This window comes from Nostoc favosum CHAB5714 (genome assembly GCF_020829495.1).
Lineage (GTDB): Bacteria > Cyanobacteriota > Cyanobacteriia > Cyanobacteriales > Nostocaceae > Nostoc > Nostoc favosum.
This window is the reverse complement of sequence record NZ_JAIVFQ010000003.1, coordinates 208,323-235,222: the sequence shown is the minus strand read 5'-3', so window position 1 is coordinate 235,222 and position 26,900 is coordinate 208,323. Positions and strand designations below refer to the sequence as shown.

General features: G+C 43.2%; 24 protein-coding genes and 6 pseudogenes. 11 read left to right on the top strand and 19 right to left on the bottom strand.

Features of this window, described 5'->3' with window-relative positions; translation table 11 throughout:
- Nucleotides 1–208 precede the first annotated feature (208 nt).
- Both LC586_RS04170 and LC586_RS04165 read left to right on the top strand, forming a co-directional pair.
- Nucleotides 209–1,072 carry a calcium-binding protein gene (locus LC586_RS04170; RefSeq protein WP_229483203.1) on the top strand — a complete coding sequence of 288 codons (864 nt, stop codon included), beginning with the start codon at nucleotides 209–211 and terminating at the stop codon, nucleotides 1,070–1,072.
- A gap of 1,323 nt (nucleotides 1,073–2,395) precedes the next feature.
- A complete protein-coding gene (locus LC586_RS04165; protein ID WP_229483201.1) occupies nucleotides 2,396–3,148 on the top strand; it encodes a calcium-binding protein in 753 nt (250 codons plus the stop codon).
- Between the two features lie 446 nt (nucleotides 3,149–3,594).
- Here LC586_RS04165 and LC586_RS04160 read toward each other — a convergent pair.
- Nucleotides 3,595–3,687, bottom strand: a pseudogene (locus LC586_RS04160) (LysR family transcriptional regulator); the annotation flags it as partial.
- Nucleotides 3,688–3,792: 105 nt separating this feature from the next.
- Here LC586_RS04160 and ilvD point away from each other — a divergent pair.
- Nucleotides 3,793–5,478, top strand: coding sequence for a dihydroxy-acid dehydratase (ilvD, locus tag LC586_RS04155; RefSeq protein WP_229483244.1), 1,686 nt, complete (start codon nucleotides 3,793–3,795; stop codon nucleotides 5,476–5,478).
- Between the two features lie 159 nt (nucleotides 5,479–5,637).
- On the opposite strand, the gene LC586_RS04150 is transcribed toward ilvD, so the two are convergent.
- From LC586_RS04150 to mnmE, 3 genes are all read right to left on the bottom strand, one after another.
- A complete protein-coding gene (locus LC586_RS04150; RefSeq protein WP_229483199.1) occupies nucleotides 5,638–5,787 on the bottom strand; it encodes a hypothetical protein in 150 nt (49 codons plus the stop codon).
- A 463-nt stretch (nucleotides 5,788–6,250) separates the two neighbouring features.
- The gene (locus LC586_RS04145; RefSeq protein WP_229483198.1) at nucleotides 6,251–6,778 is read right to left on the bottom strand and encodes a GNAT family N-acetyltransferase; all 528 of its coding nucleotides are present in this window, start codon (nucleotides 6,776–6,778) and stop codon (nucleotides 6,251–6,253) included.
- A 95-nt stretch (nucleotides 6,779–6,873) separates the two neighbouring features.
- Entirely contained in the window at nucleotides 6,874–8,292 is a 1,419-nt protein-coding gene (mnmE, locus tag LC586_RS04140) for a tRNA uridine-5-carboxymethylaminomethyl(34) synthesis GTPase MnmE (protein ID WP_229483196.1), read from the bottom strand.
- Nucleotides 8,293–8,540: 248 nt separating this feature from the next.
- On the opposite strand from mnmE, the gene LC586_RS04135 reads away from it, so the two are divergent.
- Complete coding sequence (locus LC586_RS04135) at nucleotides 8,541–8,741, top strand: hypothetical protein (RefSeq protein ID WP_229483194.1); 201 nt, start codon at nucleotides 8,541–8,543, stop codon at nucleotides 8,739–8,741.
- A gap of 38 nt (nucleotides 8,742–8,779) precedes the next feature.
- Here the strand turns inward: LC586_RS04135 and LC586_RS04130 are convergent.
- Together LC586_RS04130 and LC586_RS04125 are read right to left on the bottom strand one after the other, a co-directional pair.
- Nucleotides 8,780–9,097 (bottom strand): annotated as a pseudogene (locus tag LC586_RS04130) (Uma2 family endonuclease); the annotation flags it as partial.
- Nucleotides 9,072–9,980: pseudogene (locus LC586_RS04125) on the bottom strand (HetZ-related protein 2); the annotation flags it as partial. The pseudogenes LC586_RS04125 and LC586_RS04130, both read right to left, overlap by 26 nt.
- A gap of 517 nt (nucleotides 9,981–10,497) precedes the next feature.
- On the opposite strand from LC586_RS04125, the pseudogene LC586_RS04120 reads away from it, so the two are divergent.
- Nucleotides 10,498–10,655, top strand: a pseudogene (locus LC586_RS04120) (ISKra4 family transposase); the annotation flags it as partial.
- A gap of 225 nt (nucleotides 10,656–10,880) precedes the next feature.
- On the opposite strand, the gene LC586_RS04115 reads toward LC586_RS04120, so the two are convergent.
- The 9 genes and pseudogenes from LC586_RS04115 to LC586_RS04075 all read right to left on the bottom strand — a co-directional run bounded on the left by LC586_RS04115 (nucleotide 10,881) and on the right by LC586_RS04075 (nucleotide 18,958).
- Entirely contained in the window at nucleotides 10,881–12,503 is a 1,623-nt protein-coding gene (locus tag LC586_RS04115; protein ID WP_229483193.1) for a mucoidy inhibitor MuiA family protein, read from the bottom strand.
- A 144-nt stretch (nucleotides 12,504–12,647) separates the two neighbouring features.
- Complete coding sequence (locus LC586_RS04110; protein WP_229483191.1) at nucleotides 12,648–13,589, bottom strand: LysR family transcriptional regulator; 942 nt, start codon at nucleotides 13,587–13,589, stop codon at nucleotides 12,648–12,650.
- 412 nt (nucleotides 13,590–14,001) lie between these two features.
- Nucleotides 14,002–14,790: a beta-carboxysome assembly protein CcmO gene (ccmO, locus tag LC586_RS04105; RefSeq protein ID WP_229483190.1), complete on the bottom strand. Its 789-nt coding sequence runs from the start codon at nucleotides 14,788–14,790 to the stop codon at nucleotides 14,002–14,004.
- 57 nt (nucleotides 14,791–14,847) lie between these two features.
- Nucleotides 14,848–15,621: a beta-carboxysome scaffolding protein CcmN gene (ccmN, locus tag LC586_RS04100; protein ID WP_229483189.1), complete on the bottom strand. Its 774-nt coding sequence runs from the start codon at nucleotides 15,619–15,621 to the stop codon at nucleotides 14,848–14,850.
- 165 nt (nucleotides 15,622–15,786) lie between these two features.
- A pseudogene (locus LC586_RS42525) lies at nucleotides 15,787–16,032 on the bottom strand (RuBisCO small subunit-like domain-containing protein); the annotation flags it as partial.
- Between the two features lie 102 nt (nucleotides 16,033–16,134).
- Nucleotides 16,135–17,799: pseudogene (gene ccmM, locus LC586_RS04090) on the bottom strand (beta-carboxysome scaffolding protein CcmM); the annotation flags it as partial.
- Between the two features lie 100 nt (nucleotides 17,800–17,899).
- A complete protein-coding gene (gene ccmL, locus LC586_RS04085) occupies nucleotides 17,900–18,202 on the bottom strand; it encodes a beta-carboxysome shell vertex protein CcmL (RefSeq protein WP_109011817.1) in 303 nt (100 codons plus the stop codon).
- Nucleotides 18,203–18,209: 7 nt separating this feature from the next.
- On the bottom strand, nucleotides 18,210–18,554 hold the full coding sequence (locus LC586_RS04080; protein ID WP_039748664.1) for a carbon dioxide-concentrating mechanism protein CcmK: 345 nt from the start codon (nucleotides 18,552–18,554) through the stop codon (nucleotides 18,210–18,212).
- A gap of 95 nt (nucleotides 18,555–18,649) precedes the next feature.
- Nucleotides 18,650–18,958: a carbon dioxide-concentrating mechanism protein CcmK gene (locus LC586_RS04075; protein WP_190891121.1), complete on the bottom strand. Its 309-nt coding sequence runs from the start codon at nucleotides 18,956–18,958 to the stop codon at nucleotides 18,650–18,652.
- A gap of 661 nt (nucleotides 18,959–19,619) precedes the next feature.
- Here LC586_RS04075 and LC586_RS04070 point away from each other — a divergent pair.
- The gene (locus tag LC586_RS04070; RefSeq protein WP_229483187.1) at nucleotides 19,620–21,476 is read left to right on the top strand and encodes an NAD(P)H-quinone oxidoreductase subunit F; all 1,857 of its coding nucleotides are present in this window, start codon (nucleotides 19,620–19,622) and stop codon (nucleotides 21,474–21,476) included.
- Between the two features lie 88 nt (nucleotides 21,477–21,564).
- Here LC586_RS04070 and LC586_RS41355 read toward each other — a convergent pair whose 3' ends face one another.
- Nucleotides 21,565–21,789: a hypothetical protein gene (locus LC586_RS41355; RefSeq protein WP_229483245.1), complete on the bottom strand. Its 225-nt coding sequence runs from the start codon at nucleotides 21,787–21,789 to the stop codon at nucleotides 21,565–21,567.
- Between LC586_RS41355 and LC586_RS04060 the strand changes: the two genes are divergently transcribed.
- Genes LC586_RS04060 through LC586_RS04040 form a run of 5 tightly spaced genes read left to right on the top strand, consistent with a single transcriptional unit; the run spans nucleotide 21,686 to nucleotide 25,338 of the window.
- On the top strand, nucleotides 21,686–23,161 hold the full coding sequence (locus LC586_RS04060) for an NADH-quinone oxidoreductase subunit M (RefSeq protein WP_229483241.1): 1,476 nt from the start codon (nucleotides 21,686–21,688) through the stop codon (nucleotides 23,159–23,161). The genes LC586_RS41355 and LC586_RS04060 overlap by 104 nt on opposite strands.
- 10 nt (nucleotides 23,162–23,171) lie before the next feature.
- Complete coding sequence (locus LC586_RS04055) at nucleotides 23,172–23,312, top strand: hypothetical protein (protein ID WP_229483185.1); 141 nt, start codon at nucleotides 23,172–23,174, stop codon at nucleotides 23,310–23,312.
- A 19-nt stretch (nucleotides 23,313–23,331) separates the two neighbouring features.
- Complete coding sequence (locus LC586_RS04050; RefSeq protein WP_229483239.1) at nucleotides 23,332–24,462, top strand: CO2 hydration protein; 1,131 nt, start codon at nucleotides 23,332–23,334, stop codon at nucleotides 24,460–24,462.
- 25 nt (nucleotides 24,463–24,487) lie between these two features.
- Nucleotides 24,488–24,865, top strand: a complete 378-nt coding sequence (locus LC586_RS04045; RefSeq protein ID WP_229483183.1) for a hypothetical protein — start codon at nucleotides 24,488–24,490, stop codon at nucleotides 24,863–24,865.
- Nucleotides 24,799–25,338, top strand: coding sequence for an oxygenase MpaB family protein (locus LC586_RS04040; RefSeq protein WP_233715467.1), 540 nt, complete (start codon nucleotides 24,799–24,801; stop codon nucleotides 25,336–25,338). The genes LC586_RS04045 and LC586_RS04040 overlap by 67 nt, the downstream gene beginning before the upstream one ends.
- Nucleotides 25,339–25,391: 53 nt before the next feature.
- Here LC586_RS04040 and LC586_RS04035 read toward each other — a convergent pair whose 3' ends face one another.
- The 3 genes from LC586_RS04035 to LC586_RS04025 all read right to left on the bottom strand — a co-directional run bounded on the left by LC586_RS04035 (nucleotide 25,392) and on the right by LC586_RS04025 (nucleotide 26,895).
- A complete protein-coding gene (locus LC586_RS04035) occupies nucleotides 25,392–26,093 on the bottom strand; it encodes a Uma2 family endonuclease (RefSeq protein ID WP_229483181.1) in 702 nt (233 codons plus the stop codon).
- Between the two features lie 72 nt (nucleotides 26,094–26,165).
- Nucleotides 26,166–26,651 (bottom strand): PIN domain-containing protein, encoded by a 486-nt coding sequence (locus tag LC586_RS04030; protein ID WP_229483179.1) that lies wholly within the window; start codon nucleotides 26,649–26,651, stop codon nucleotides 26,166–26,168.
- Complete coding sequence (locus tag LC586_RS04025; protein WP_163930595.1) at nucleotides 26,644–26,895, bottom strand: UPF0175 family protein; 252 nt, start codon at nucleotides 26,893–26,895, stop codon at nucleotides 26,644–26,646. Before LC586_RS04025 ends, LC586_RS04030 begins: the two co-directional genes overlap by 8 nt.
- Nucleotides 26,896–26,900: the final 5 nt, after the last annotated feature.

Sequence of the window (26,900 nt, the reverse complement as noted above, 5' to 3'; positions counted from 1 at the left end):
TCATTTATCTCTTACCACTTGTTATTTCTCCACCTTCTTTTCTCGGCATTGCTAAATAAAAGTGTGAAATTCAAAAATTTAATGTTTGAAACTGTTTCCTTTGCGCCTTTGGGGTAAAGGAAATTCATACTCTTAATTAGTAACACCGTTTTCTGATGGTGAAGTGACGAGGTAATTTTTACCCTCTAAATTCAGGAGAAGCTCATTTATGGCAGTCATTCCCGATCTCTCTAGCATTATTCCCGACATCGACAACCTTACCGTCAATCCTCCTAACAACTCTGTCCAGCTCGGCGGTAGTGGTAACAGAGTCATTAACGGCACTAGTGGCAGTGATGTCCTTCTCGGTGGTAGTGGCAACGATCGCATCGATGGCGGTGGTGGCAACGATGTCATTACCGGTGGTGCTGGCAACAATACCCTTATCGGTGGTGCTGGCAACGATGTCATTACCGGTGGTGCTGGTAGGGATAGTATCGTTGGCGGTGCTGGCAACGATGTCCTTGCTGGTGCTGGTGCCGAAGATCGCCTCATTGGTGGTGATGGCAACGATACCCTTGTCGGTGGTACTGGCAACGATACCCTGCTCGGTGAGAGTGGCAACGATAGCCTCATTGGCGGTAATGGCAACGATGTCATTGGCGGTGGTGATGGCAACGATGTCCTTGGCGGTGGTAATGGCAACGATCGCCTCGTTGGCGGTAGTGGCAACGATCGCCTCGTTGGCGGTAGTGGGACTGATGCTCTCAGTGGAGGATCAGGTAACGATAGTTTCCAGTTCAACTCAATTTCAGATAGTCCTGCTGGTTCTGCACGGGATATTATCAATGACTTTTTTGGAAACGGTAACTTGCTAGGTGACATAATCGATATATCTAACATCGACGCCAACTCCACTATAGGGGGCAACCAAGCCTTCACTTTCATTGGATCTGGCGCATTCACCGCAGCTGGTCAGGTTCGTTATTCAGGAGGTATTCTTCAAGCTAGCAATGATGGGGATCTATCGGCTGAGTTTGAGATTCGCCTAGCAGGAGCACCACAACTAGTCGCAAGCGACATTAACCTTTAATTTAATAGACCTGTCTTGAAAATAAAGCACAAGGCAGAATTCTAATAATTTAACAGTCGCGGGAAGAGGTAAGCTTAACTTACCTCTTCCTTTTATATAGGAGTTACGCACTGTACAAATGTATCGTGATGTGCATTACCTAAAATAGGTTGTTTTAGGCTTTTCTTAATTATTCTGCGATCGTAAATAGACCATGCTGTAGGAACACAGCAATGCTGTGCCCTTACGAAAGATATGGTTTTTAACCTTGATCCATATTTAATATTTCTTGTCAATGCGTAAGTCCTATTATAGTGATTATTGTTATGCAAATTGATTTTTGTATTTAGGCAAATTGACAAAATGCACTCGTCTTTAAGTTGTCAAGGATGGTATTGCTGTAATCAAGCACAGTTAAATACTAAGAAAGGATATTTAACTAAAAAAGTAGCTCATATTGGCTTCATCCTTAAGATTAAGATTGCTAATCTCTTTAATTAGTAACAGAAGCACATCTGAGAAATAGAGAATTACCAATGCTTGCTAAGGTTTGATCGCACCGGCTATGCATGAGAAAATCAAATAATAGAATCGCAACACTGGCGATGATGCCACGGAAGTAAAAAAGATGTCGGAGAATTTGAGAAGCTCAATTTTAACGCAACGGTGCAGCGATGCCTACGGCGGGCTACGCCTACGCACTTATCAACAAGGCTTTTAACGTATTGGCAATTACTTCCTTATACATAACTACATAAACAACCCAACAAATCTCAATATGCAAAACTAACCCTATCTAAGCAAAGGTTTCAGATTTTGCTCTGGCGAGATAAATAAAACAATATTAATTACTCTTTCTTATAGATAGAAAAAATTAGCCTTGAGGGTAATATCATAGTCTTGTGATTCTGAATAGAATCAAAACGTTCTAAAACCTATGCAATTCCGTAGGAGGAAATCTGCTTGTTTTTTAGCAGCCTACTGTAATCAGTTAAGACATCAGGTACAAGAATATAACATCAAACATCACTCTTGGCACAATTTGGATGCCAACATCATCAATACATCCAGTGCTTTTTTAATCTTCTGAAATCTTCAGGCTTAACAGCAAACACCTGTTCTAATTAGGTGTCATTCAGTTATGTCTTCCCACTCGTTATTTCTTTGCCTTGTTTTCTCGGCGTTGCTGGATAAAAGTGTGAAATTCAAAAATTAAATGTTTGAAACTGTTTCCTTGCGCCTGTGGAGGAAACCAAATTCATACTCTTAATCAGCAACACCGTTTTCTGATGGCGAAGTGACGCGGTTATTTTTTTACCCTCTAAATTCAGGAAAAACTCACTAATGGCAATTATCAACGGTACCATTTTCAATGACAACAATACCGTCAACGGTTCCCCGCTAATCTTGCGCCCTGCTCTAGATGGGGGTGCTGGCAGCGATATCCTCAACGGCAATGCCGGCGACGATATCCTAAATGGGGGTGCTGGCAGCGATATCCTCAACGGCAATGCCGGCGACGATATCCTAAATGGGGGTGCTGGCAGCGATATCCTCAACGGCAATGCCAGCAACGATATCCTAAATGGGGGTGCTGGCAGCGATAGCCTAAATGGAGGTGTCGGCAGCGATACCTTAAATGGAGGTGCTGGTAGCGATACCTTAAATGGAGGTGCTGGCAGCGATATCCTCACTGGCGGTGCAGGTAGCGATAGCCTAAATGGAGGTGCTGGCAGCGATATCCTCACTGGCGGTGCAGGGAGTGATTCTCTCACTGGCGGTGCAGGGAGTGATATTTTCGATTTCAACTCAGTTTCAGATAGTCCTGCTGCTTCTTCACGGGATGTTATCACTGACTTCGTTGGAAACGGTATCTTTGCAGGTGATCAAATCGATCTATCTACCATTGACGCTAACTCTACTGTAGGGGGCAACCAAGCCTTTACTTTCATTGGGTCTGGCGCATTCACCGCAGCCGGTCAGGTTCGTTATTCAGGAGGTATCCTTCAAGCTAGCACTGATGGGGATCTGTCGGCTGAGTTTGAGATTGGGCTGACAGGAACACCACAACTAGTGGCAAACGACATTATCCTTTAATTTAATAGACCTCTTGTAAAAGTGGCTAACACCCCACTTCTGAGCGCTTGCTCTTAGGAGTGGGGTTATTATTTTTGATTTATGCAAGAGGTAACACAAGCACATCTGAGAAATACAGAATTACCAATGCTTGTTAAGGTTTGATCGCGCCGCATATACATGAGAAAATCAGGTTTGATGAAGAAGTGACTAACACCCCACTCCTAAGCGATCGCTCTTAGAAATGGGGTGTGATTTTTTATTTACGCAAAAAGTCTAATGTTGAAGAATTCAGGTGCAAAGCCAAACATGCGCCAACTGTGACAAAATGCACTCGGCTTTAAACTGTCAAGGATGGTATTATTATATATCTCTTTCTTCTTTCTTCCCTTTGCGCCCAAAGCCAATACTTTGCGGTTCGTTTTCAAATTTTATATTTTTCACGAATCAAATAAAACTGCCTCTTAGGGCGGTTGAGCGATGTGAAGTCGCTCTGCGGCTTTACTAAAGTGTAGTTCCTCAGCTACAGCAATGAAGTAGCGCAGGTGTCGCAGTTCCATAGTTTTGATATTTTATAAGTCTCAAATATTCATAAATATATATTGGACATGTCAAAAATTGCTACCTATCATACTTATACATGCAAGTCAGAGGATGATGTAACTATGTCGGAGAATTTAAGAAGCCAAATTGTGACGCAAGGGGTGCAGCGATCGCCTAATCGAGCTATGCTGCGTGCAGTTGGTTTTAAAGATGAAGATTTCAACAAAGCCATTGTGGGTATTGCCAATGGCTACAGTACAATCACTCCCTGTAATATGGGGATAAATCAACTAGCGCTCATAGCAGAAGCTGGGATAAAAACCGCCGGAGCAATGCCACAAATGTTTGGCACGATTACCATTAGCGATGGGATTTCGATGGGAACTGAAGGGATGAAATATTCCCTAGTGTCGCGGGAAGTTATTGCCGATTCCATTGAAACCGCCTGTACTGGACAAAGTATGGATGGTGTGCTGGCGATTGGTGGTTGTGATAAAAATATGCCCGGGGCAATGCTGGCGATCGCACGGATGAATATCCCTGCTATCTTTGTTTACGGTGGCACAATTAAACCCGGTCACTATAACGGACGCGATTTGACTGTTGTCAGTTCTTTTGAAGCTGTTGGTCAATACAGTGCTGGAAAAATTGACGACAAGGAATTATTAGAAGTCGAAAGTCGCGCTTGTCCTGGCGCTGGTTCCTGTGGGGGAATGTTCACGGCTAACACCATGTCTTCAGCATTTGAAGCGCTGGGAATGAGTTTGCCCTATTCTTCGACAATGGCAGCCGAAGATGCCGAAAAAGCCGACAGCACGGAAAAATCGGCATTTGCGTTAGTCGAAGCCATTCGCAAACAAATCTTGCCCCGGCAAATTATCACCCGCAAATCTATAGAGAATGCCATCTCTGTGATTATGGCGGTGGGTGGTTCGACGAATGCAGTATTGCATTTCTTAGCGATCGCCCGCGCCGCTAATGTAGAGTTAACGCTGGATGACTTTGAAACTATCCGCGCCCGTGTTCCCGTTTTGTGTGATTTAAAACCAAGCGGTAAATATGTGGCTACAGATTTGCACAAAGCTGGTGGCATTCCGCAAGTAATGAAAATGCTACTTGTGCATGATTTATTACATAGTGATAGCCTCACAATCACTGGTCAAACGATTGCAGAGTTATTGGCAGATATACCAGAAGAGCCATCTGCCAATCAAGATGTGATTCGGACTTGGAATAACCCGATGTATCCTCAAGGACACTTAGCTATTCTCAGAGGTAATTTGGCAACGGAAGGGGCTGTAGCTAAAATTACTGGTGTTAAAAAACCAGTAATTACCGGCCCCGCACGGGTGTTTGAATCGGAAGAAGCCTCTTTAGATGCAATTTTGGCCGGTAAGATTCAAGCTGGTGATATTCTAGTCATCCGCTATGAAGGGCCTAAGGGTGGGCCTGGGATGCGAGAAATGTTGGCTCCCACCTCAGCAATTATCGGTGCTGGTTTGGGTGATGCTGTGGGATTAATTACCGACGGACGCTTTTCTGGCGGTACTTACGGCATGGTGGTTGGTCATGTTGCTCCAGAAGCAGCCGTTGGTGGTGCGATCGCTCTTGTAGAAGAAGGCGATAGTATTACTATTGATGCACCTGCTCGTTTATTGCAATTGAATATATCTGAAGAAGAATTGGCTCGTCGTCGTGCCAACTGGCAGCCCCCCGCTTTGCGTTACACTAAAGGCGTGTTGGCGAAATATGCCAAATTGGTATCTTCTAGCAGTATTGGTGCTGTAACAGATTTGGACTTGTTTTAGTTAACTTGACATGATGTTAACTACCTACACTGTACCGTCAGGTCAGTGTAGGCTACCCAATTTATTCAAAGTACTTTGCGTTGAAATTTTACAAGAATAAACCGGGAGAATGAGCGCCCTGTCTCTTTAGAGCAGGGATGAAAAACGACACGAGCGGTTTTAACCGCCTTCAGAATTTTCTTTAAGTTTTAGACTGTCTATCCATTCTTCAATAAGACTAGTTATTGTTCTATCGTTTTGAGCAGCGTATAATTCTAATTTATATCTTCTTCTTTCAGACAATCTAATTGTTATTGATTTTGTTTTCATAATGCACTAACATTATTTGTGCTTTTATGCTAACATAGACGGAAGGAGTTAAAACAAATGTATGGATGTCAGCAAATTAGAATAAATCCCAATTCAGAGTTAAAAGCAGTTTTAGAATTTTTGTGCAGTGAATCCACAAAGCTTGCTAATTGCGGAACCTACTACGCTAGACAATTGTTTTTCAAAACAGGCAAGATTCCGAGTAAGTTTGATTTGCATCGTGAGTTAGGAAAGAATTCGCACTTTGGTGCAATGTATTCTCAAGTTGCACAACAATGTTTAACTACAGTTGCAGAATCGTTTAAGTCCTATGTCGGGTTACTAAAAGGCATTAAGAAAGGAATTGTAACTCAAAAACCTAAATTACCAGGCTATAGGAAAGGGGGTTTAAATTTAGTAACTTTTCCTAGTCAGGTTGTCAAATTAAAAGACGGGAAGCTAAGATTTCCGTTAGGTAGCAAAGTCAAGGTTTGGTTCGGGTTAAATGCCTTTTATATGCCGAAGGTATTTCATATTCGTAGCGAGAGACAAAATAAGTACCAACTTGTCTGTCGCTGTGGTGACGGAAACCAAAGCCTTCATATATCGCTCTTAAGCGCAGACGCGAAGCATCACAATCTAAACGTAAATAATGTCTACCAAGTGTTTGTGTATGCTTGACTGCCCAAGTAAGCAGTGCTGAAGAGACTTTACCACCAGAGTAATGTCGCCGAATAGCAAGACGATGTAGAAATGCTGACTCCTCCTGAGAAATGTCGGGCCAGAAAAGTAAATCCTCAAGCTGAAACTTGATTGTACCAACTGGTTCACCTGCACATTCAGCAATAAAAAACAAGCCATTAGCAACATCTTCCGAGATACTTTCTGGCGAAACCTCGCTATCACGCCACAGAGGCATACCACGCTTATGGAGCCACAAAGCTGCTTCTAACAAGACATCCGAGACTATCACCGTATCTTGTATGGTTGCTTGGCGAATTGAGATGTACATTTAGTTATCAATTGCAGGTTCAGTTAAATAATAGTAAAACTTCACAAATATTAGTAGAAATGTTGGGTTGTATTTCGCTTTTGGCAATCTATCCTTTATTTACCAATACAAAATTTGCTAAAAATTTTATCTAAAACTGATTCTGTAACTTCTTCACCAGTAATTTCTCCTAGTGCCTGGATTGCACCGCGTAAGTCAATTGTCCAGAAATCAAGAGGTAGTTGCTGGGCAATTGTTGCTTGTACTTGTTCCAAGGAAATTTTAGCTTGAGTTAAGGCTGCTGCTTGCCTTTGATTAATGGCTAAATCCATATCAGCAGCTTGCAATTCTCCTGTTTTAACTATTTCTAAAATTGCTGTTTCTAAAGCATCAATCCCTTGATTTTGGGCTGCTGCTGTGACAATTTTAGATTTTAGATTTGGGACTTCGACTGAGCGAAGTCGAACGATTTGGGATTGAAGATTTTTGCTTTCGCCTTCTTCTACTAAATCAATTTTATTAATAACTAGAATTAATGGACGGTGTTGCACTTGTTCATAAATTTTTTGATCGCCTTCCGTCCAACCTGCTGAAGCGTCGATGGTAAGCAAGACTAAATCAGCTGCATTGGCGGCACGACGCGATCGCTCTACACCAATTTTTTCCACTTGGTCTGTTGTTTCCCGAATCCCCGCAGTATCTAGCACTTGTACGGGAATTCCCCCGACAACTAACTGCGATTCGACAACATCGCGGGTTGTACCGGGTAAATCAGTGACAATGGCGCGATCGCTCTGGCTCCAAGCGTTCAATAAACTCGACTTACCCACATTTGGACGCCCCACAATTGCCACTTTTAAACCTGTGCGTAGCAACTCACCTTTGTCTTTGGTTGCCAATAACCTACTGATTTCTGCGGCAATTTTCTCGATTTCTGATATTATGACTTTATCATCCAACGGAGGCAGGTCTTCCTCAAAATCGATTCGAGCTTCGATTTCAGCCAAAATATCCAAACAGTTAGCGCGTAACTGCCGGATCGGATGAGCTAATTTTCCCTGCAAACCAGCTAAGGCAGTTTGGGCAGCTTGAGGCGATCGCGCTCCCACTAAATCAGCAATACCTTCGGCTTGAGTTAAATCCAATCGTCCATTCAAAAAGGCGCGGAGAGTAAATTCTCCAGGTTGGGCTAGTCTTGCACCGTTTTCCAAACACAGTTGTAATACCTGTTGCACTGCCATAATTCCCCCGTGGCAATGGAATTCCACCACATCTTCACGCGTGTAAGAACGGGGGGCTTTCATAATCAGCAACAGGGCTTCATCTACCAGTTGTTGCGTCCGGGGATGGCGAATGTAACCGTAGAGAATCTGGTGACTTTCCCAAACTTGTCGCCCTGGTGCGTGAAAAAGAGTTTGGGCTAGAGCCATTGCTTGAGAACCGGACACCCGCACAATCCCAACACTACCCTGTTGGGGGACAACAGCAGTGGCGATCGCAGCGATAGTTCCAGTAGTAGCAAAAACTTCTGACATGAGCGCCTTTCATAAGAGTGAGGAGAGACGCGATTAATCGCGTCTGTACTTAGGAGTCCAAATCATAACTCATAATTGATAACTTTCTAAATGGTAAGTATTTAGACTAATGGGATGGCAACTGGCAAGGTAAAATTTACCTGGAGGGTAATGCCTGATAGTAAAGAGTTAGGAGTGAAAATTATAACTCCTGTACAGACGCGATTAATCGCGTCTCTGCTCATAACTTTTAGAGAGAGGAATTTACTGTGGAGCAAAACATTAACTGCGCTGTAGCCTGTGTTAACGGGTGTGTTTTAGGGGATAAATGCCCGAATATCGAGTTTAGAGACGCCGCTGCAAAATTTATTGAAGAGACTCCCTTAGACAAAATGTTGGAGTTGGCACAAGAACGTCTGCGAAAAAAAATGACGGAACCGCCAAAATGGGTTTTTCCTGAAGATCCATAGCATTCGCGCCAACAGGCTCAAGCAAGATAGCGCAAAGGTTAAATAGTATCTGGATCTATATTTAATTCTCGCAGTTTTGCCGCCAAGCGATCGCTACCTTGCTTCGCCTGTTGTGCAACTTCTTCCGGTGTTGGAACCAGTTCTGCTTCAGGAGTGAAAAAACGTAAATTTTCTTGAGAAACCCCCAAATACAAACCTAGCTGTTGACTCCACAACCAGCCTTGGGGATTGGGTTCCAAGGGTTGATATTCACCATCAAGCAAATGGAACCCTGTAAATTCTAAGGTTTCTGGGTCAAACTAGAAGTAATCTGGTGTGCGAAAGATATCTTGGTAAATTTGTTTTTTTAGGCCCTCTCTTCTTAGATTTGCCTTGTAAATACAGTTGTAGCCACTCTACTGCGTCTGTTCCCAGATTTTCTTGTAAATAATTTTCAAATTCTTTTTGTACTGACTGACGCAGCACAAGTTGTTCCTCTAGCTGTTATGCTTCAATAAATTCTGCGATCGCCTGACTATCCACTAAGCTAATCGTCGTTCATTTTTCCACGTTGATTAGCTTGTAGTAAGCGGCTCCAGCCCTGCTTTTATGCAACTTAAATGCTCATTAGCTTAAGTTAACTCGATTGTCATTGTTGTCTGTGAGAACTTCTTCTGACAGCAGTCTAATTAAGTCACGGCCCGGCACTTGGGTTAAGCCACCACGCTGAGTGCGACGCAAATAATTCACAAACCGATAAGCTAATAAGGGTTGATTGCGTATTGGTCGCAGACAATATTCTTCTACACTGGCAAATAGCAGAGCATCCCTCAATCGTCTATCAGTTGTATATTTGGCAATATCAGCCATTTGTTGTTGCATGTAGGCATCAGTTTGCAGTAATTCTTGGAGTACTGCTTGCAATATATCCATCACACTACGCTGGCGATCGCGGCTGAGGGCAACCCAAGTCTGAATTTTATTCCGTAATGTTACTAAACTCCCCAATCGCGTTATCAAGTTCCGATAAGCACGTTCTCGCCCTAGTCCCAAATAGCGTTGACGTAAAATTCTCCAGCGATATTCCATCGCTTGTTTGGCGATATCGAGTTCCTTAGGGTTAAACAGATCAAACCGTTTTGAGTCAGATCCCAACAGCCAGAGAATAATACTTTGCCTAGCAGCTTCATTTTGGTCTGGATATTCCGCAGCCAAGCGCTTTCGCCAATCTAGAGCTAGTTGTTCCACATCTGTTGTCATAGTGAGATTGCCCTCCTCGGAACCCTGTTTGAGAGTGGCGATTCCCTGACTCTCAAAACCTGCACACTCTATATACTCGACAATAGTTTCCTTTTACTCCGAGTTTGTCGTCAATGTTTTAAGTTGTGGGGTAGCGATTTGCTGTTTTGAAAAAGCTACAACCTGCACATCCTGAACAGGAATACCCAATATCTCAGTCAGCTTCCCTTATCTCAACAGAGGCAAAAGTAAGTAGGCAACATAAAACCAAATTATGTGAAAATAAGGAAATCCGAAGAAGAAATCTACTAACGTAATGACAATATGGGCGCTTGTTTAAGGTATTCCTGATTATTATGGCATTATTTTTGATTTAACTTAGTTCAAAACCTCATATAAAACCTCATATAAAACCTCATATAAAACTCATGATTGTTATCAAAAATATAATTAATTTGTAACAAAGGGTTTTTGATAAATTGTATCCAATATTTTTGGGGAGCATCCCAGTTTTTGCAAAGAGGGCGAAAATCAATAAGCTGAACAAATTTGTTTGATTGGTTCTGGTTCGGTTGAATCTGCCGTTAAACAGGTTGACCGTAGAACAAAGATTTAGGGGCACAATGGAAACGAGAAAATGTGCCTCAAGTCCTTGCTCATCGCTGTGCCTACCTCAATGGATTATGGTCTGTTTGATCCACCTTAAAAAGTGAAATGCTCGACCAGAAAAATGTACAATATTAGGCTCAAAATCCAATACAGTTCAGTTAAGCATTTCTTCCTTCTCTTTTTTCTCTTCCTTCTCTTCGAGACGCTGCGCGAACGCGTCCTTCTCTAACGAGACGCTGCGCGAACGCGGTTCGTTAAAAAATAACTTTGACAAAAAGTTTTAGCCTTAACCCAAGCGTATTGATTTATAATCTAAATGTCTAACCCAACAACCATTAATTCAGGCGGATGCTCAACAATGAACTGGTAATATATCTCTCGTCGCTCCTGGGGTGGAAGAGTTAACTGCCATTCTAAAATCCCCATTTCACCAAGTTGAATTTGCGGGTTGCTGCGGCTCAGACGCACTTTAATTTGCTCGTTGCGACTAACTGGTAATTGTTCAGTTACTTCTAGATTTACTTCTTTCTCTAATAAGTTAGTAATGAACAACCGATAACTATAAGTAATCCGACGCTGGTTGCTAATCAATCTTTTGTCTACCAGACGTTCAACTAAATCGCGCTCAATTTTCAAACCTTCATCAATCCCTAAGTTCAGTTTGAACTCTTGCCCTGGTGCAATATTTTCTAGCTGAGTTGTCCCAATAAAAACATTCTCGCGGAAAATATTCGCTTTGCCTGGTAACAAAGTTGCACCGTTGAGACTATTTTTTACATTGGCTTGCAGATAAGCAAAGCTTACTAAGCGTGGCATTGCCACATAATCGAAGCTACAAGGATAATCATCATTGAAAATTGTAGTTTTATGAGGTGCGCCGTCACTGGGAATGTTACCGCCACCATTCAATTTAAAGATAACTACACTCCCTTCTTTGGATACTTCTGCTGTAACGATTTCTGCTGGGATAAGACTATCCTCTATAACTTCGTCTTGTTCTTGCCAATTTTCTTCACCAGCAGAGGCTGCTATGGTAGGCAGGAGTGGTGGCTGGGCAGAAAATCGTCGTTGTCGTAAAAGTTGTGGACGGGGGGCATCAATATACCAGGGTTCAAGTTTGGGTGGGAGTGTACCTAATCCCGGTTTAGCGGTAGAAAGGGTGAGATTTGCACCAATCCAATCTTCGCCAGTGCTTTGAGTGATTTCTGCAAGGTAGCTCAGATGGACAATATCGCTGGTGGTGCTAAAGCGCAAGTCATATAGCGGAGTCCAACTGGCGCGATTCACCAAATATGATACCTCTAGCTCAAACTCGCCTTCACCTGCAACTTCAATTCCTACAACTAAGCTAAAACTCTCTTTAGGATGGGGTGTTTGGATTATTTGCAATGAGGTGTGGAGAGCTTGCAGTTGTTTGTCTAATTCCTGCTGTTGAGTTTTGCACTCTCCAGATGCGATCGCATACTCACTATACTGGCTTCCGAGAAAGTTCAAAAAATCCAAAGTTTCGCTAAGGCTGAGATTTTTCCGAGACAAACTCTGTGCAAAGGGTTCCTCTGTTTTTTCACGCAACCCGTCGATAAAACTAGACTGTAATGCTAAAGCATCTACTTGGGCTTGCAGGTGGCGTTTTTCTGCTTCTAGTTGCTGAATTTGCCTTGTCAAATGTGCGACTCGTTCCGCTACAGGTTCAGTGGTGTAGATGCGATCGCTACTTACTCCCACTAAACGCACCCCTACCGTACCTGTACCACTAACCCTAACAGACTCACTTTCCAGAGTCTCTGGCACTGGGCTAATTACTAGTTCCTGTTCAATTCCTGTTAAATCAACTACACCTCGCCGTGTAACCAATGCTCTGTCAGCGTACACTGTAACAGCTACAATCTCGCTTTGTACTGTTTTGCGCCAAGACGGTATTTCCGGGTTAACCACTGCCAGTTTTCCCCCATTTTTAATGGTTCTGCTGGTTAATTGTCAATGCTTCCCAGTCTAGCCGTCAACCCCTTTAGGTAATTCGTAATTCGTAATTCGTAATGGGCTACGCCCCGCTACGCTAACGTAATTCGTAATTATGAATTACCCGTGAGTTGGTTCAAGGGTACTAGAAGCAATATCAGCGTTTTGCTCTACAAAATTCTTTGCCGCAGCTAGGAGATATTCATAATAGGCACGAGCGACGATAGATAGCTGCTTGCCAGATGGGTAAACCATGTACCAATTTCGCTGAATGGGGAAGTGTTGTACATCTAAAATGCTAAACTCTGAGGCGTCTAATAGTAAAGTATGACGGGATAAAACAGAAATTCCTAAACCACCTGCGATCGCTTGTTTAATTGCTTCGTTACTTCCCAATTCTAGCTTGACTTTTACTATAACCCCTTGTTCTTCAAATAGACTTTGGACGGCGCGACGAGTTCCTGAACCTGGTTCCCGCATAATAAAAGGTTCGTTAGATAGGCGTTGGATCGGAATATTTTTTTCCTTGGATAACGGATGATTAACTGGTGCAAAGACTATCAAAGGGTTTTCTAAAAATGGTTCACAAGTCACATCCATATTGTCTGGAACTTGGCTCATAATATATAAGTCGTCCAGATTATTATTCATCCGTTCCAAGATTTGTTCGTGATTCGTTACTTGCAGAGAGATATCAATCCCTGGATAAAGTTGGCAAAACGGCCCTAACAAACGTGGGATAAAATATTTTGCTGTTGTAATTACTGCCAAACGTAATTGTCCCTGTTTTAGCCCTTTTAAATCTGCAACCTTCATTTCATACTGGGCTATATTTTCAAAAATCTGCCGACAAGTGGCAAATAATTCTCGTCCTGCCTCGGTGAGATACAACCGCTTCCCCACTTGCTCAAATAATGGCAACCCTACAGATTTAGTGAGTTGCTTGATCTGCATCGAAACGGTAGGTTGGGTGAGAAACAATTCCTCAGCAGCGCGAGTAAAGCTACTGTGCCGTGCTGCCGCCTCGAATACCTTTAACTGGTGCAGCGTCGCTTGCTTCAAAGGTGGTTCTCCTGTAAATAGCTATTCATCAATATAAAACTAGATTACTGAACACTTGCAAATGCTATAGTAGTTCGCTTTGATTTTTGAAATTATTTGTGTGCTGCGCGTTCGCAAAGCGTCTCGCAGAGAAGCGCAGCACAAGCGCGATAGGCGGGGAGTAGGGAGTGGGCAAGAAGCCTTTTCGGGGTGTATTGATTTTTTCAAAAATCAAATACGAGTCCTATATAGCGATGCTCATAGAAAGTTATGAGTTTTAATATATTATAGACAAAACTCTATTACTTCTATTAAAAGAAAGGTATTTTATTTATGGATTTAAGAAGCTATTATCAGAACAACAAGAAAAGCGTAAGATTCCTTTCACTTCCCGATGAATGCTGAATGATGATTTTCGCAAATTCATCTATCATCATTCATCATTCCATAATTCTTCTGCAATTTTTGTCGGTAGTTTGGTTAAATCTGGTAATCTTAGTACCTCAATTTCGGCAACTTGTTCTTTAATATTCACTGGCAAGTTTAACGGTTCGCGTTCTTCTATCCAGCAGCTTGCTAATGGCAAAGTTTGCTCCATTTCATCTAGCGGTCGGGGAATTACCATTACTGCATTTAATTCCCCAATGCGTTCTGCCTCAAACATCCCTGCTTCCACTGCTACTGCTACATTTGCTACGGAACCCCGAATAATCGCTGTACACAATCCCCCACCAATTTTTTCGTATGCTGCCAAATGAACATCAGCAGCTTTAAGCATGGCATCACATGCTCCTACCATCGCCGGAAATCCTCGCGTTTCTACCAAACCAATTGCTTGGTTACTCAGACGGCTGTAATTCCCCTCTTCCATCAATTTAGTAAAACGGGTTGTGATGGGAAGTACTATATCTAGGTTGGGATAAGGTCGGGGAATCACTAAGCTAGAAACCAACTGACCAAACTGTTCAGCCGTTTGGACACCAGATTCTACCGCAAGACGCACGTCAGCAATTCCACCTCGGATGATCGCAGTACAATGCCCGCCACCAATTTTTTCATACCCAACTAGGTGAACTCCTGCTGATTTGAGCATCATATCCGCCGTCCCAACTATTGCTGGAAAGCTGCGGGTAGAAACTAAACCCAAAGCAGTGTCCTGAAAGGTTTCTTGACTACTCGCTCCATGCATGGTACTCATAGACCGTTGATTAGATGTTTCCATTATGAACTTTCCCAGATAATCACAAAGCTGACAACTTACAATTAACACTTACTCGGACTAATCGTCAGAGTTTGGGTCGCTCAAGGATTGTCTATGGGGAAACAATGTAGTCAACAGCCTGTGTATGCTCCCTTGCCCATAAATTTGAGTCCCGAAACCGTTAGCAGATTCTGTGGTTAGCTGATTGGGGTCTGAGTCATGTTCTGTAGACTCTTGGGCGGATTGTTGCAAGGTCAAGTCAACATCATTGGCGGGTTCTTCTACGGGAGGAGACTGGCTTTCTGGAGTGGCGGGAGATTTAAAATAAGAAATCGACTTATTTTGTTTGAAATCCACAAAAGCTGAAGCTGAGAATTTAGTTGAGGAAACTTCTTTTTCCTTACCTCCCCCTGAGCCATTTTTCTCTTCCTTCTGCGGTGGCGCACTTGTAGCCGTAGGGTTATTCGTGGATGATTCTGGTTGCTTGGTTTGAGCAACTTGCCGACTGGTGTCTCCTAAAATTGAACCAGGCGCAATTACTTGTCCAGGTTCAACTGAACAGTTAAAAACTGTTGTTGCCGAACCAATGCAAGCATTTGCTCCAATTTTGCCCTTGCCAACCATCAAAAAACCGGCTCCCAAGTTTGCGCCTGCTTGTACCTCTAGGGTTCCTTCATGGACTTGGAGAATTGCTCCCATCCCAATACAGACCCCTGGCCCAATGATGATCTTGCTGTTCACAGCCGCTTGGAGGATCACCCCAGGTGCAAGTACTGCGCTTGGATGAATAGTCACCTCACCACTAATATAAGAATCAAAGTTATTGCTGAGGCGCAGTAGCGGCACAGACATGGAAATTTTAACCTCGGAAGCCGGAAAATAGAGAGTTAGGAGTTATAAGTGAGGAGTTAGGAGTTCATTAAAAGTAAGAAGTTATAAATTTTAAGTTTAGAGTTATGAATTAACAATTTTTTTCAACTTCTAACTCCTAACTCCTAACTCCTAACTCCTAACTTTTTAAGGCCGTTGGATAATCGTTTCTAATACCCGACGCTTGGCTTTGGGGTCAATACCAATTAGGCGCACATATTCCCCTTGGTATTCGCCAAGGTGTCCTTCTACGGCTGCGATCGCTTCTCTTTCTGAGGAGGCTTGAATTTGACCGGTACTAGTCCAGGAACCTGTACGGAACCGCCGTTGGTCTACGTGTTCAAGGCTAATTTTAGAGCCGCCAGCCAATAATTGTCGGAGTTGGTCTACAACTTCAGTACTCAAGCGGGTACTGGTAGCTGTTGCTGTTGCTGTTGCAGAAGGCGCACTGCTAGTAAATGATTTCTGACTACCAGAGGAGGCTACTTGACCATTTGGACGTTGGATAATTGTTTCTAATACCCGCCGTTTGGCTTTGGGGTCAATACCAATTAAGCGTACATATTCCCCTTGATATTCGCCAAGGTGTCCTTCTACGGCTGCGATCGCTTCTCTTTCTGAGGAGGCTTGAATCTGACCAGTACTAGTCCAGGAACCTGTACGGAACCGTCGTTCATCTACGTGTTCAAGGCTAATTTTATACCCACCGGCCAATAATTGCCGGAGTTGGTCTACCACTTCTGTACTCAAACGGTTGCTAGTAACTGTCGCCGTAGCATTAGCAGAGGCCCCACTGCTAGTAAATGATTTCTGACTACCAGAGGAGGTTACTTGACCATTTGGACGTTGGATTATGCTCTCTAATACCCGTCGTTTGGCTTTGGTATCAATGCCGATTAAACGCACATACTCGCCTTGATGGCTTTCTATACATTCTTCCAAGCCGGAAATTACTTGATTTATAGAAGTTGCTTCAATTGGCTTGCAGCTAGTCCAGGAACCAGTGCGGAAACGGCGCTCGTCTACGTGTTCCATGCCAATTTTGTAACCACCTGCCAAAAGTTGGCGGATTTGCTCTACAGTTTCGCCATTGACTTTACCACTGCTAGAGCCGTTACCATTACCATTACTGCTGTAGCTACTGCTGTAGCTGCCATTGCTATGACTACTAGCCGGAGCCTTAAAATTGGTAGCTGGTTTAACATCACCATCCGGGCGTTGGATGATGCTTTCTAACACACGTCGTCTATCTTTGTCAATACCAAACAGCCGGACATACTCGCCGCTATGGCTTGTTACACAGCTTTCTAATGCTGCGATCGCTTCACCGATGGATCTCGGTTCAATTGGTTGGCAACTAGTCCAAGAACCCGTGCGGAACCGTCTCTGGTCTACGTGTTCTGTACCAATCTTATACCCTTGTTCCAATAGATAGCGCAACTGCTCTATTGTTTCTGCACCCAAGCTATTGCTCGACACTTCACTACTCCTTTCTAGCTCTAAAACAGTAACACCATTACCTATATAAGATTTAGTGTTCTCATCCCGAATTGGTGCAATACATTTGCTATCCGCAGCACAAAGATAACCAGCTCGCAGCGCCTGATTAATCCCAACCACATGATGAGCAAAGTCCTTATCCTGATCTTGCACATCTGGCAAGCGGTCAGCTTGCTGCTGATTGGTAATGATCGCTCCCGAAGGTACATACTTACCTGCGGGGATTTCTACGTCTTGAATCAAAGTGTGCATCATCACGATGCAACCTGCACCTACCCTGGCATTAAACACCGTAGAGCGAAAGCCAATGAAGGAATTATCTCCTACATAAGCTGGTCCGTGAATTAAAGCCATGTGGGTAATGCAACTGTTTTTACCTACCCACACCGAGTATTTATTTTGATCATCGCCAATTACTCGACCTTGCTCCAAGCCATGAATCACTACACCATCTTGAATATTAGTATTTTCACCAATATAAAAAGGTGTGCCTTCATCCGCTCTAATCGTAGTCCCCGGAGCAACGATTACATTTGCACCTATATGTACATCCCCAATCAGATTGGAGAACGGATGCACAAAGGCTGTTTCATGGATTTGGGCTTCAGCTAAATTCCTCGACCACGGGGTTGGAGGTGCCGCCGTGCTGCGGACTGCCATTTCGAGATTCCTCCTGTATTGTCACTTGTCATTTGTCATTTGTCCTTTATCATTTGCCTTTTGTCGAGAGCAAGTGACTAATGACTAAATGACTAATGACTTATCGATATTGATCTTTTTTGCTGTAAATTAGGCGATCTTCAACGTGAATAGTATCTATGATCGCTACTACCACTGCATCTAATGGTCGCTGTTCATTGCCAATAACTTGACGAGCGGCACTGCCACGACTGACAAGTACCCACTCATCTACTCCTGCTCCCACAATATCTGCTGCTACCTCGTATTGTGGCAGGATGTTGCCGTCTTCATCCACTAATTGTAACAACAGTAGTTTGACACCTCGAAGACTTGGATCTTTTTGTGTGCTAACTACTGTGCCGCGAACTTTGGCGACTTGCATTCTTTAATTACGGTCTTCTACCGAAAGGACGAATTGCATTCACATTTTCCCGGAATTGCTCTACATCTTCGGTATAACGAATTGGTAGGACGTATTCCAAGTTTTCGTGAGGACGAGCAATGATGTGAGTAGACAGCACTTGTCCGCCGTTGACTCGCTTCACTGATTCAACACCAGCGCCTACGGAAGCTTGCACTTCCGACACATCACCCCGAACAATCACGGTAACTCGACCACTACCGATTTTTTCATAGCCTACTAGAGTAACACGGGCAGCTTTCACCATTGCATCAGCAGCTTCCACTACTGCTGGAAAGCCTAGCGTTTCAACCATTCCCACTGCAATTGACATTAGATTTTAATCCCTATTTAAAGTTTTTAGCCCTGGACAAAAGAAAGCGATGCTCAAAAAGGTAAAGAGTGTTAATTACTTTGTTTAAACAGCTTTTAGGTACGGAACTGTTCCACAGCTTCTGTGTAACGTATCGGCAATACGTATTCTAGGTTTTCGTGAGGACGAGCAATAATGTGAGTGGATAACACTTCACCACCATTTACTCTTTTCGCCGCTTCAACCCCAGCAGCTACGGAAGCTTGTACTTCCGATACATCTCCCCTAACTATCACGGTGACGCGAGCGCTACCAATTTTTTCATACCCTACTAAAGTCACACGGGCGGCTTTCACCATCGCATCAGCAGCTTCCACTACTGCTGGAAAGCCCTTCGTTTCAATCATCCCAACTGCAATTGGCATCGCAGAACTCCTACAATATTAATCCAATCTGTACTGTCGCTTAAAATTTTTGACGGGGAGAGCTTGATCTTAATAGCTAAGAAAACACTTCCAAATTAAGCATAGGAAAGGTTGGCCTTCCTGGCAATATAAATTACTATAATAGTTTATGATAAGAAAGTTTTAAAAAACTTAACAAAAATTTATCTGTCCTCCTGAGCAATTAAAGTTCACTGATTCCTAGAGGAGCCACTTATGCTTTATAATTTCTTTATCACATTTACAAAACGACATTCATAACCAAGGGTAATTTTATCTGGGGAGGGACGACAAGCGGCTATATCTTATGCTGTGTCTAGGTTCTGCCAATTTTTGCTATATGTACAAGGACTAAGTGAAAAATATATAATTTTTCCAAATATATCGTATAAAGTAGTTTGTTCAAAGTAGAAATAAAAATGTAAAAACAAAGGTGAGGTTAAAGCAAGTAAATGCTTTAACCTATGTAAAGTTATATTTTATCGAAGTTTAATAGGGTAAAGAAAAGTAAAAATACTTATGAGAATTTAGTTGAAACAAGAGTAAAAAAAATATTGATATTTCTACTAAATTAATTTTGTAAAATAAATAATTGTATAAAAGCTTTTTTAAAATTAAGGCTGAGTCGTCAAGGTGAATTTAAATGCATCAATTTCTATTTTCAACAAGTTGGTTTGTGCCTTTATATAGCTTATTAGGCGCAATTTTGACGTTGCCGTGGGGAATAGGAATAATTCAGCGAACAGGGCCAAGACCTGCGGCATACATAAACTTGTTGACGACCGTTTTGGCTTTTGCCCATAGCCTGTTTGTATTTAACATTATCTGGGATAGAGAACCAGAAAAGTTACTGGTGACGTGGTTTAAAGCTGCTGATTTAGACTTATCTTTTGCCTTGGAACTTTCGGCAGTCAGCATTGGGGCAACAGTTTTAATTACAGGGTTAAGCTTACTTGCACAAGTTTACGCTCTGGGTTACATGGAAAAAGACTGGTCGTTGGCGCGTTTTTTTGCGCTGCTAGGATTTTTTGAAGCAGCGCTGAGTGCTTTAGCAATCAGTGATTCTTTGTTTTTCAGCTATGGCCTTTTGGAAGTGCTGACGCTTTCGACTTACTTGCTGGTGGGATTCTGGTATGCTCAACCGCTAGTAGTGACAGCAGCGCGGGATGCGTTTTTAACCAAACGGGTGGGAGACTTGTTGCTGCTGATGGGAGTGGTGACACTTTCCACCTTAGCCGGCAGTTTGAACTTTTCAAATTTATATGAGTGGGCGCAAACGGCTAATTTAAGCCCAATGGCATCAACATTGCTAGGGTTGGCGTTAATTGCTGGGCCTGCTGGTAAATGCGCTCAATTTCCCCTGCATCTTTGGTTGGATGAGGCAATGGAAGGGCCCAACCCCGCCTCGGTAATGAGAAACTCACTAGTAGTAGCTGGTGGTGCTTATTTGCTCTATAAACTACAACCATTGTTAGCCCTGTCGCCAGTTGCCTTGAATGTATTAGTAGTAATGGGAACGGTGACAGCAATTGGGGCGACATTAGTATCCATAGCTCAAATTGACATTAAGCGATCGCTATCTCATTCCACCAGTGCATACATGGGCTTAGTGTTTTTGGCGGTGGGGTTACAGCAGGGGGGTGTAGCCTTGATGTTGCTGTTAACTCATGCGATCGCTAAAGCATTATTATTCATGAGTTCCGGTTCAGTAATCTTGACTACCCAAAGCCAAGACTTAACAGAAATGGGCGGTCTGTGGTCAAGGATGCCAGCCACAACTACTGCTTTTATTGTCGGTGCAGCCGGAATGGTAACACTGCTACCACTAGGAAGCTTTTGGGCAATGTTAGCATGGGCTGACGGTTTTGTGAATATTAGCCCTTGGGTAATTGGGGTTTTATTATTAGTCAATGGCTTAACAGCATTAAACTTGACCAGAGTATTCAGATTAGTTTTCTGGGGTAAACCACAACAAAAAACCCGTCGCACCCCAGAAGTTGGTTGGCAAATGGCCTTACCAATGGTGATTCTCACAGTCTTGACTCTGCTTGTGCCTTTGATGCTACAGCAATGGTACTTGCTACCAGATTGGGAAAGTATTAATTGGTATGTAGCGTTAGCGTTGTTTATTTCTACCGTGGTGGGGGTAGGTGTAGGGTCTACAGTTCATTTACACAAAGCTTGGTCAAGATCCAGAATCTTGGCGTGGAGATTTGTGCAGGACTTGTTAGGTTATGATTTTTATATTGACCGAGTTTATCGGGTAACGGTAGTGGGTGCAGTCGCACTGCTATCTAAAATCTCTGCTTGGAGCGATCGCTATTTAGTCGATGGTCTAGTAAACTTGGTTGGCTTTGCGACGATTCTCGGCGGACAAACTTTAAAGTACAGCATTTCTGGGCAATCTCAGGGCTATATGTTGACCATCTTAGCGGTCGTCAGCGTCTTGGGTTTATTCATCAGCTGGTCATCTGGTTTACTAGATAAATTACCTTTTTAAGCGAGTTAGGAGACGCGATTAATCGCGTCTGTACAGGAGTTAGGAGTAGAGACGCGATTAATCGCGTCTGTACAGGAGTTAAAAGTTTTTACTCTCCCCCTACTTCCCCTGCTTCCCCTGCTTCCCCTGCTCCTCCTGCTCCCCCTGCTTCCCCTGCTCCCCTAACCTGAATTCCGTCTATGCTTAGTGTGTTAATTCTAGTGCCATTAATCGGCGCAGCTTTAATTGGTTTCTCGCCCTCTGGCATCAATGGTAAATTCGCCCGTGGGGTGGCTTTAGTCTTTGCCAGTATTGCTTTCTTGTGGACAATCATACTAGCAATTCAGTTCCATCCAGGGCAAATCACTCAACAGTTTGCCGAGTCTCTGCCTTGGATAGATGTCTTAGGCTTGAACTATAACCTGGGAATAGATGGTTTATCTTTGCCACTGCTGGTTTTGAATGGATTGTTAACTTGCATTGCCATCTACAGCAGCGATGAATCCCTACAGCGTCCTAAGTTTTATTACTCTTTGATATTATTATTGAGCGCTGGGGTGACTGGAGCTTTTCTGGCACAGGATTTACTGCTATTTTTCTTGTTTTACGAATTGGAACTAATCCCGCTATATCTGTTGATAGCCATTTGGGGTGGGGAAAAGCGGGGTTATGCTGCAACAAAATTTCTCATTTATACTGCCGTTTCGGGAATCTTGATTTTGGCAAGTTTTCTCGGCATGGTTTGGCTGAGTGGTTCCTCTAGCTTTGCACTAGCAACCTTGAACCCTACGACTCTACCTCTAGCGACACAGCTTTTACTGCTAGCAGGGATTTTGGTAGGTTTCGGGATTAAAATACCCTTGGTTCCCTTCCATACTTGGTTGCCAGATGCTCACGTTGAAGCTTCCACACCAATTTCTGTGCTGTTGGCTGGAGTGTTGTTGAAGTTGGGAACTTATGGCTTACTGCGGTTTGGCATGAACTTGTTACCAGAAGCTTGGGCTTATGTGGCTCCTTGGTTAGCAACTTGGGCAGTAGTAAGTGTACTGTATGGTGCATCCTGCGCGATCGCTCAAACCGATATGAAAAAAATGGTGGCATACAGTTCTATTGGACACATGGGCTACGTACTTTTAGCGGCGGCAGCTTCCACACCATTAAGCGTGTTGGGTGCTGTTATGCAGATGATTAGCCACGGCTTGATTTCCGCCATGCTGTTTTTACTGGTGGGGGTTGTGTATAAAAAAGCCGGAAGCCGTGATTTAGAAGTCCTCCAAGGGCTGCTGAATCCAGAACGGGGTATGCCCGTAATTGGTAGCTTGATTGTTGTGGGAGTTATGGCCAGCGCTGGGATACCGGGAATGCTGGGGTTTATTTCCGAATTCATCGTTTTTCGGGGCAGTTTCCCAGTTTTTCCAGTGCAAACGCTGCTATCAATGATTGGTACAGGCTTAACTGCGGTTTACTTCCTAATACTTCTCAACCGTGCCTTTTTTGGACGCTTGTCTGCACAAGTTACCAACTTACCACGGGTGTATTGGAGCGATCGCGGCCCAGCTGCAATTTTAGCTGTGCTGATTGTGATTTTCGGCATTCAACCTGGTTGGTTAGCACGCTGGACTGAACCAACAATTACAGCAATGGTGAATAGCCAAAACGTAGTAGTAGCAGTGTCCTTGGATAAAGCAATGGGGACTAGGGATTAGGGAGTAGGGAATGGGGAATGGGGAAGAAGCAGGGGAGCTATTAGCTGGGAGCAAGGGAGAAGAATTCCCCCTCTGTTCCCTGCACGCCGCCCCTCTGCCTCTTTCCAATGCCCAATGCCCCATGCCCAATGCCCAATGCCCTAATTCCTAAAGTTTTTGGAGAGATAGCAATGGTAACTATTAAAAAGAAAGCGGTTCACAATCCCTTAGCTGAGTATATTGAACGTTTGCAAAAAGGAGATGCATTAGTCCCCGACAGTCCAGAAAATGTGCTAGAAGTTGTTGGTATTCTTAAAAGCTATGGCGTAGTTTTAGATGCCTACTCAAAAAATCTTAACTATATTGCCGAGCATCAGTTTTTAATATTTTTCCCATTTTTTAAATACTTTAATGGAGAGGTTTATTTTCAGAAATTACTCCGTCACTGGTGGCATGACCGAATTAATTTTGAATATGCCGAGTATTGCATGAAAGGCATGATGTGGCACGGTGGCGGTGGACTAGATACGTATTTAGATACAAATGAATTTAAAGAAAGAGCGCAAGCTGTTATCACCGCAAAGTTTAAAAATAATCCTTTAATTCTGGGTATTAACCAACTGTTTCCAGATTTTTTAACAGAACAATTGCGCGTCTCTGCTTACTACACCGGTTTAGGTCAATTCTGGCGAGTCATGGCTGATATGTTCCTCAACTTATCAGACCGCTATGATCGAGGCGAAATCAAATCGATTCCCCAAGTTGTAGAACACATTAAAGCAGGGTTAGTGGCAAATGCATCAAACCCAATTACCTACGCCGTCAAAATTCGGGGTGAGGTCTATGAAATCATTCCCAAAAGCGTTGGTTTGACCTTCTTAGCAGATACAGCAATACCTTATGTAGAAGCAGTATTCTTCCGGGGAACTCCTTTCCACGGTACAGTTTCATACAACGCCCAAGGTTATCAAATTCCCCCAGATCAAACTCGATTTCAATATGGCGCATTGTATGCCGATCCTTTGCCTATTGGCGGTGCAGGTATTCCTCCCACCTTGTTAATGCAGGATATGCGTCATTATCTTCCAGAGTATTTGCACGAAATTTATCGTCGCAGTCTTCGGGGTGAAGATGATTTGCGGGTACAAATTTGCATGAGTTTCCAAAAATCGATGTTTTGCGTGACAACAGCAACGATTTTGGGACTGATGCCTTATCCTTTGGATACTAAAGATCCAAATGAGGAGAAAGGTAATCGAGTTTATTTAGAGAAGTGGATGAGTCGGTTAGAAACTTCGCGGTTGCTGGATGTCAATAAATAACTGAATTTATACAGAGAAATTTCAGATGCTTCTCAATCGTTATAAAAATTTTCACCTAATTCAGCAACTTGATCCAGTGCAAGATCATTGCCGGATTTATAACTTAATGAATGGCTATGAGTTTCCTTGGGATATGACGCGATCGCTCGAAGTTGCTTTGATGCGAACTTATTGCGTTCCTAGTATCTCTAAATTGCTGAATCAGACAGGAGAATTTACTCATTGTCCGCAAAAACGCTACGATGATACGTCAATAATTGTTGGAGAGATGATTAAGTGGGGCTATGATAGCGATCGCGGCAAACAAGCCCTGCAACGCATGAATGCACTGATTTCCTGTATGTACTTTCAACTTTCATTTTCGAGCCTATCCGCTGGAATGCGCGGTTTGGTTGGCGGCTGATGTGCGAACAAGAAAAATTAGCGTCTTTTTACTTCTGGCGAGAAGTAGGTAAGCAAATGCAGATTCAGAATATCCCTGAAACCTACGAAGAATTGGAGCGCTATAACCTTGACTACGAAGGCCAAAACTTTTGCTATTCCGATACAAATTGTCGAGTTGGGGAAGCTACACGCGATTTATTTTTGAGTTGGTTTCCTTCGTGGATGCGTTCTTCCATCAAACCAGGTATCTACGCTTTACTGGATGACACAATGCTCAATGCCTTTGGTTTTCCCTATCCCTCACCACTGCTGCGATCGGCTATGGTAAGTCTACTAAAAATCCGAGCCAAATTAATCCGGTTATTCCCACCTCGAAATCATCCTAATTTTTATATTGACTCTCCTATCCCCAGCTATCCCACTGGCTATGAAATTGCAAATGTGGGGCCATCGGAAAATTTTAAGCAGCAAAGCTCTGACAAACTTGTTTAAGCGATCGGTGTCTTGTGTCAGTAACTCTTGCCATAACCCACAGTCCAAAAATATTAGGCTTCTGGTTCAACGCCGAGCGATCGCAATTGAGCAGTCAAGCGATCGGCTCTTTCCTCACCAGTCAACAACAAATTACCTTGCAAATCCCACCAGCGTAGCCAAGGTAATTCCATATTCTGATATTGTCCCTGCCAAATCCCTAACTCAACTCCTAAAGGATGTATGGGATAATGTGCGCGTTCATTCGCTGTTAATAACTGATATTGTCCACCAATTAATTCATAGACTTCTACGCTGGCTTTATTAACTTCATAAATGCCGTAGAAGGGAGGACGAATCACTTGCTCATAAATCCAAAATTTCCCCTTCCAAGGAGTTTTATCTCTTTCTTCACTACCATCCCCAGAAACAAATTCTAATGCAATCAATGGGGCAATAAACTCTCGCCAGAGTACATAAGACCTGCGCGTTTGTCCATTCAAAGTAGGTGGTACATTCCCTACATAAAACCAGTCGGGAGCTTCTGCGCCTTTTTCTGGAGGGTCAGTGATCCGCCAGTAGATACCGCTATCTTGACCAATACAGTATTGCCCATCAGGATGACGTTTTTCCAATATCGGTTTAATCGAGTCTGTTAGGAGAATGCTTTGGGGATGTTCCTGAAAGTTTTTCACGAAAGTACCATCAGACTCAGGAAGCTGTGTATGGTCTGGAAACGGGGTGAGGGCGGTGGATGGATCGGTTGCAGAGGTCATAAGGCTACCTTTGCAGGATGTAAGGGTTGTTTTTTAGTTTAGCAGTGGAAGAGGAGATAGGGCGATCGCTTACTACTCGCCAACTAATGCCAGTGCTTGATTGATCGCACGGTCAGAAAGATACATTCCTGATGAGCGTAAATTCTCTATAATTGGTCGTGCCATTGTTATTTTGCCACGTTGCTTTGCTGTCAAAACTATACCTAGTGTTCCTCGCACAGGAATCCCCAGTACTGCTGCACATCTACGAGCCGCAAGATCATTCATAATTGCTTCTGTACCAGGGTGAGTATACGCCCAAGTCAAAACAGATGATTCGCCTTTACCTAAATCCCAAGATTGGATAATCTCAGGAGTTGCAGGTGCTTCTACAACTGTTAACCAGTTTGTTTGTGAAAGTGCTGCAACAGTTGGGTCTTCTGTGCCTCTTTGCTGAATTTCAACAGCTACGGCTGATGGAACTAAAACTTCTTCACCCAATAACTGCAACAAATCCAGGAAACTACTTCTAGACAAAAATATGAGAGGTGAAGCATTAATTACAGGTGGTTCAGCCACGTTCTAATTCCCGTTGTAAGTCATCAAAATCAACAATGAAGGCATCGATTTGTTCACGGGATAGAGCCAGGAGAAAATCTGTTCTATCTAAATCGGCGATATTAGCTGCTTTCTCTTGGGAAATTTCACCGCGTCCATACCAGTGGATGGCCGCAGCCAAACGCAATTCACGGACAAACTCATTAGGTGACAGGCGCAGGGCAGAGAATATTTCTTCAGGTAGCTCTAAGGTGACAGTAGTCATAAAAG

Excerpts from the sequence above, each read along its gene's own strand:
- LC586_RS04035 (WP_229483181.1), bottom strand. The coding sequence starts at position 26,093 with ATGACCTCTGCAACCGATCCATCCACCGCCCTCACCCCGTTTCCAGAC.
- LC586_RS04075 (WP_190891121.1), bottom strand. The coding sequence starts at position 18,958 with ATGCCAATTGCAGTTGGGATGATTGAAACGAAGGGCTTTCCAGCAGTA.
- ilvD (WP_229483244.1), top strand. The coding sequence starts at position 3,793 with ATGTCGGAGAATTTAAGAAGCCAAATTGTGACGCAAGGGGTGCAGCGA.
- LC586_RS04145 (WP_229483198.1), bottom strand. The coding sequence starts at position 6,778 with ATGTACATCTCAATTCGCCAAGCAACCATACAAGATACGGTGATAGTC.
- LC586_RS04050 (WP_229483239.1), top strand. The coding sequence starts at position 23,332 with ATGGTAACTATTAAAAAGAAAGCGGTTCACAATCCCTTAGCTGAGTAT.
- LC586_RS04070 (WP_229483187.1), top strand. The coding sequence starts at position 19,620 with ATGCATCAATTTCTATTTTCAACAAGTTGGTTTGTGCCTTTATATAGC.
- LC586_RS04170 (WP_229483203.1), top strand. The coding sequence starts at position 209 with ATGGCAGTCATTCCCGATCTCTCTAGCATTATTCCCGACATCGACAAC.
- LC586_RS04080 (WP_039748664.1), bottom strand. The coding sequence starts at position 18,554 with ATGTCAATTGCAGTGGGAATGGTTGAAACGCTAGGCTTTCCAGCAGTA.
- LC586_RS04045 (WP_229483183.1), top strand. The coding sequence starts at position 24,488 with ATGCTTCTCAATCGTTATAAAAATTTTCACCTAATTCAGCAACTTGAT.
- LC586_RS04150 (WP_229483199.1), bottom strand. The coding sequence starts at position 5,787 with ATGAAAACAAAATCAATAACAATTAGATTGTCTGAAAGAAGAAGATAT.
- ccmN (WP_229483189.1), bottom strand. The coding sequence starts at position 15,621 with ATGTCTGTGCCGCTACTGCGCCTCAGCAATAACTTTGATTCTTATATT.
- ccmL (WP_109011817.1), bottom strand. The coding sequence starts at position 18,202 with ATGCAAGTCGCCAAAGTTCGCGGCACAGTAGTTAGCACACAAAAAGAT.
- LC586_RS04165 (WP_229483201.1), top strand. The coding sequence starts at position 2,396 with ATGGCAATTATCAACGGTACCATTTTCAATGACAACAATACCGTCAAC.
- mnmE (WP_229483196.1), bottom strand. The coding sequence starts at position 8,292 with ATGTCAGAAGTTTTTGCTACTACTGGAACTATCGCTGCGATCGCCACT.
- LC586_RS04055 (WP_229483185.1), top strand. The coding sequence starts at position 23,172 with ATGGGGAATGGGGAAGAAGCAGGGGAGCTATTAGCTGGGAGCAAGGGA.
- LC586_RS41355 (WP_229483245.1), bottom strand. The coding sequence starts at position 21,789 with ATGATTGTCCACAAGAAAGCAATACTGGCAAAGACTAAAGCCACCCCA.
- LC586_RS04025 (WP_163930595.1), bottom strand. The coding sequence starts at position 26,895 with ATGACTACTGTCACCTTAGAGCTACCTGAAGAAATATTCTCTGCCCTG.
- ccmO (WP_229483190.1), bottom strand. The coding sequence starts at position 14,790 with ATGGAAACATCTAATCAACGGTCTATGAGTACCATGCATGGAGCGAGT.